This window comes from Frankia sp. CeRuru1, assembly GCF_977966315.1.
In genome coordinates, this window is sequence record NZ_CDWWEW010000370.1 from 1 (window position 1) to 4,970 (window position 4,970).

Annotated in this window: 2 protein-coding genes and 1 pseudogene; all 3 read right to left on the reverse strand. The window is 73.2% G+C overall.

From position 1 onward, the window contains the following. The coding region (locus tag AC08OP_RS20505) for a glycosyltransferase (protein WP_476615667.1) at positions 1–3,521 on the reverse strand (3,521 nt) is incomplete at its 3' end. 27 nt (positions 3,522–3,548) lie between these two features. Then, on the reverse strand, positions 3,549–4,166 hold the full coding sequence (locus AC08OP_RS20510) for a WhiB family transcriptional regulator (protein WP_476615668.1): 618 nt from the start codon (positions 4,164–4,166) through the stop codon (positions 3,549–3,551). A 449-nt stretch (positions 4,167–4,615) separates the two neighbouring features. After that, a pseudogene (locus AC08OP_RS20515) lies at positions 4,616–4,970 on the reverse strand (bifunctional FO biosynthesis protein CofGH); the annotation flags it as partial.

The following is a 4,970-nucleotide window of genomic DNA, read 5'->3' on the forward strand; positions in this document are numbered from 1 at the left end:
GTGCTGGTGCTGGTGCCGGTGCCGGTGCCGGCGAGGAACGCCCCGGTCAGCCCGAGCAGCCCGAGGACCGCCAGCGGCAGCACCATCCGCGAAACGACCGTCCGCGAAACGACCACGACGTGACACGACGGCCGCTGACACGACGGCCGCTGACACGACGGCCGCTCAGCCTTCCCGACCCGCCGCGGCTGCGTTGCAGCCGGGGGAGCCATCCGCCGCGACCTCAGGACTGGGATTCCCAGCAGCACGGGGATTCCCAGCAGGACAAGCGCGGCGAGCGCCGCCGCCTGGCCCAGCACGGCCCGGTGGGGTGAAGCCCGGTCGTGGTCGATGCGGAGCCGACCGCCGTCGGGCGGCAGCCGGAATCCGGCTGCCCAGCCCCACGCCCGGAACGGAGTCAGCGGCCGGCCTTCCAGCCACGCGTGCCATCCGGCATCCGCCGGTACGGCGAGCACCAGGGAGCGTGCCGGGCCGGACCGGGCGGCGAGGGCGGGCAACCGCTCGCCGGAGGCCAACCGGCGTACCGAGGAGGGCGCTGGCGGCAGCGGCGCCGAGAGGAGGGGAGGAGCACCCGGCGCTGTACCGATCGGGCGGGCTGTCCGCTTCGTCGCCGCGGGAGCGGAGTGCCGCGCCACCGGCTCACGACGATCAGCCCGATCGGACTCCATCACCCAGGCCAGGGGTCCGCCCGCCCACTCGGATGCGTCCGGTCGCGGCGCACCGGTCCCACCGGGCTCTCCCGAGGCCGTCGCACCACGGGCCGTAACGGCGGGACGCCAGAAGATCGCCCCCGGACGGGGACGATCCCGGATCAAGGACGGCGTCGCGTCCAGTCGGGCGACGAGCTGAGAGGCCGAGTCGGCCGTGGGTACGGCGACCGATGTCACGCCCAGAAGCGGGAGCCAGCCGGCTGCCCGGCCACCGTTGGTGGCGAGGTCCGCGACCATGTCGGCGAGGAACCGACCGGACCGCCGCGGGGTGCGGGCGCCGGTCTCGGGAAACATCGGCCCGGACGCGGAGGCCAGGGTGTACCGGATCGTTCTGGCCGAGGCCGGTTGGTGCAGGACGAGGACGCGGGCACCCGGGCCGGCGGCGCGGGTCACGGCCGCGACCGCGCGGGCGAGGCCGGCCCCCTCGACGCCGGCCGGGTTCGCCCCTGTGGTGTCGTCGGGCCGAGATACATCCACGGCCAGGAACCGAGCGGCAAGGATCAGCGGCCCGACGAGGAGGAGCAGCGTCACGGGAAGGACCACCAGCACGGCCGTGCGCCGCCGACGGCCCCGCTCCCGGCCCGCGAGGCGGCCGAACAACCAGCAGGCCAGGCATCCACCGACGAAGCCGGCCACATCGGCACTGGGTCCGCTGTCCGCACCAGCCAACAGGGCCAGGGAGTACTGGGGCAGCCTGGCCAGGGCGATCGCCGATTCGGCGAGGACGGCGACGGGATCCAGCCGCAGGTCCGGAAGCACCGGAATGATCGTCGCGAGCAGAGCGGCGATGATCGCGGGCAGCCTGGACCGCGCGGTCAGGAACGCGACGACTACCAGGCCCGCCCAGGCGATGACCAGCATCGACGGGGCGCAGGCGATGAACCCGACCAGACAGACCGCGAGCGTCCACACCGGCCGGCCCGGCGCCCCGCCGACGCCAAAGCCAAAGCCGGAGCCGTCCCGCCGGTCCCGCAGGACCGCGTCGGCGGCGGCGAGCACCAGGGGAAGGCCGATCACCGCGCCCACGGTGTCGGTGCGGCCGGCGAGGACCGACCCGGTCATCACCGGGTTCAACCCGTAGCCGGCGGCGAGCCCGAACCGGGTGATCGGATGTGGTTCCAGCCGGGCGAGCGCCCGGTAGGCGCTCAGGCCCGCGAGCGCCGGGCCGGCCGCCAGCAGGATCCAAGCGGCCGGCGCCGGCCTCCCCCCCAGCAGAGTGGCCGCCGCGGCGAACAGCGCGGTGAAAGGGGGTGCCGGCCCGGGACCACTCAGAGGTCCATCGGGCGCCCCCGCCCATCCGGACCACACGGCCGACCACAGGTTCCGGCTGCCGGTCGGGAGCGGCAGGCCCCCGCCGAGCATGTCCGCCGGCATCCCCCTCATGGCCAGGAGCCCGACGGCACCCAGCAGGGTCGCCAGGGTCATCGGCGGCCAGGCCGGCCGGCACGGGTGCGCATCCGGTCTGGGCCCGGTAACCACCAAGGTGGTGTCGGCGACGTCTTCGGCGGCTCCGGCCCGATCGAGGAGATCCTCGGCGCCGGCTCCGCGCCGCCACGGCAGGCGGCGGGCCGGGAACAACGGGCGGACGGCCCGGTGCGGCACCGCCCACGTGCAGGCGGCGCGCCGACGCATCCGGCGCAACTGCCGTGGCCGCCCCAGCACGGTACCGGCGAGCGTGAGCTCGGCGAGCGCCGCCCGGGGTCGGCCGCGCAGGAGCAGGCCGAGGGTGCGCACGGCCGTTCCGACGAGCAGGGCGACCACCATCGCCGGCAACAGCACCGTCGCCGTGTTCGCCAGCCGGACCCGTAGAGCCCCCGCGCGGTCGGCCGATGCCCCGGGGAAGGCCGACCCCCCGGGGCAGGCCGAGGCCGAGGCCACGGTCGCCGTGGCCGACGGGACGACGACGACCCGTAGGCCGGCACGGGCCACCCGCCAGCCAAGATCGATGTCATGACCACCATCGAGCTCGGGGTCGAGTCCACCGAGCAGTCGCCAGACCACCGCCCGCACGAGGGTGCCCGAACACGCAACGGCGAGGACGTCACGTACCCCGTCACACCGACCATAATCATCATTGCCCGGGCACATTCCGGTATGCCGTCGCCCGGCCCGGTCGACGCTCACCCCGGCTTCAACCACCCGGGGTCTCGTCACCGGCCGGGACCGCGCACCCGTCGATCCGGCGGGACCGTCCGCTCCGGCGGGACCGCCCGCTCCGGCCGCCGGGGCGAATTCGGCCGGCCGGGCGGATTCGGCGAGTGGGGCGGATTCCGGAGCGCGGGCGAGCAGTTTGGGACCGAGGACGGCGACACCCCGGTCCAGCCGGGCGTAGGCCAGCAGGGTGTGCAACGCGCCTGGGGCAGGGATCGCGGTGTCGTCGAGGAGCCAGACGAATCCGTGCTCCGGTAGGTTCCCCAGCCGAGCCAGCCCCACGGCTACGGCGGCGCCGAACGGTGTGGCGGACGGCACCTCGACGACGAGGGGCTCGACGACCGGGTCACCGGCCTGAGCATCCGCGCCGTCGGCGCCGGGATCGACGGGACGGTCGGCGGACGGGAGGCGACCGTCCCCGTCCAGGGGAGACGCGCGTTGCCGGGGAACGCCTCCCCCGCCACCGAGCCGCACCTCGACGACCCGGTCCGGTGGTCTGGTCTGGGCACGCAGGGCGGCCCGGACCTGGGCGGCGGCGTCGGGTCCACCACCCCCTCGACCGAGCACGCAGACCGCGACGACCGGCGGCCCTGCATCATCGGGCAGAGCGGTCACCGCGGCGACCGTGGCCGCCTGTGACGTGCCCGGATCGCCCGTCATGCGCCGACCGCCGGTCACCGGGCGGGATCAGACCGCTCGGCGTCGCTGCTTGCGTCTCTCCCGCTCGGACATGCCGCCCCAGATCCCGAACCGCTCGTCGTTCTCCAGCGCGTACTCCAGGCACTCGGCCCGGACCTCACAGCCCGAGCAGATGCGCTTGGCCTCGCGGGTCGAACCGCCCTTCTCCGGGAAGAACGCCTCGGGGTCGGTCTGCGCGCACAGCGCGCGTTCCTGCCACTCCATCGCCTCGCCGAGAAGGTCCCCCATCCCCAGATCGATCACCTGGGCGAGGGCGGACCTCCCGGCCGATCCACCAAGATCCTCCATGTCCTTGGTCTCCGCCTCGTCGGCCTCGTCGTCACCGACCTCGTCGACATCGTCGACCTCGTCAATGTCCTCGACGGAGTCGTCCTCGATGTCCTCGACGAGGTCGGTGTCCTCGGCGACGGAGCGACCGGTCAACGCGGGGGGGACGGGAGCGGCCGTGGCCGGCACCCGCGCCCGCGCCCGCGGGACCGTTTCGGATGTGGCCCGGGTGTGCCGTTCGGTGAGCACCCGCTCGGGGTGATCAGCGAACGGGTCATGCTCAGCGGGACGCTCGACGTCCGCGAGGACAGTGTGGACGCCCGCGTCGGCGTGCTCCATGTGGACTCCTCCAGACCCGTCGCGGTGCGGTCGGCCACCCCTGGGCGCCGGCGCGCAGGTGACTGGTTTCCACACCGGTCAGGCGACGCACTACCGCACGAACCCCGCCAGCGGGGGGAATGACACGCCGGTAATTACACGCTCCAGACTCGATCGCGTCAACCCCACCGTCGCAACATCTTCTACAACCAGCGATGAGACCATAGCTCACAGTCACTACAACCTGTCGCCGAGGGTCCGCGCAACCCTCCTTTCCGTCACTCTGCGCGATCAGATTGGTCGCGACAACGGCATTATCCCGCCCAGACCTAAAGGGCATACACCCCTAAAAGGGCAGGGTCTGAGCTCGGGCAACCGCCGCGAACGTAGACCGATCAGCTACCAGACTCGGCAACCCCGACCCATTCGACTACGGAGAGTAGTTTTTGATGATCAGGACTTGGCGGGTGTCAGGACACCACCGGCAGCATGGCCCGGACGGTGCGGCCCCGGGCAGCGCGAAAGCGCTCGTCAGGGATCCGGCCATACGTGGTGGTGCGTTGCCGAGCGGGACGACCCGCCCCCGCGGCCACCTCCTCGAGTTCGGCCACGGAACGCCGCGAGCCGTGCTGCGAGCCGGCCATCCGACTGATCGTCTCCTCCATCAGCGTGCCGCCTATGTCGTTCGCCCCACCAGCGAGCACGGCCCGACAGCCCTCCACCCCGAGCTTGACCCAGGAGCACTGGATGTTGTCGATCGAACCGTGCAGCAGAATGCGCGCCATCGCGTGCACGGCCCGGTTCTCCTGGCGGGTGGGGCCGGGA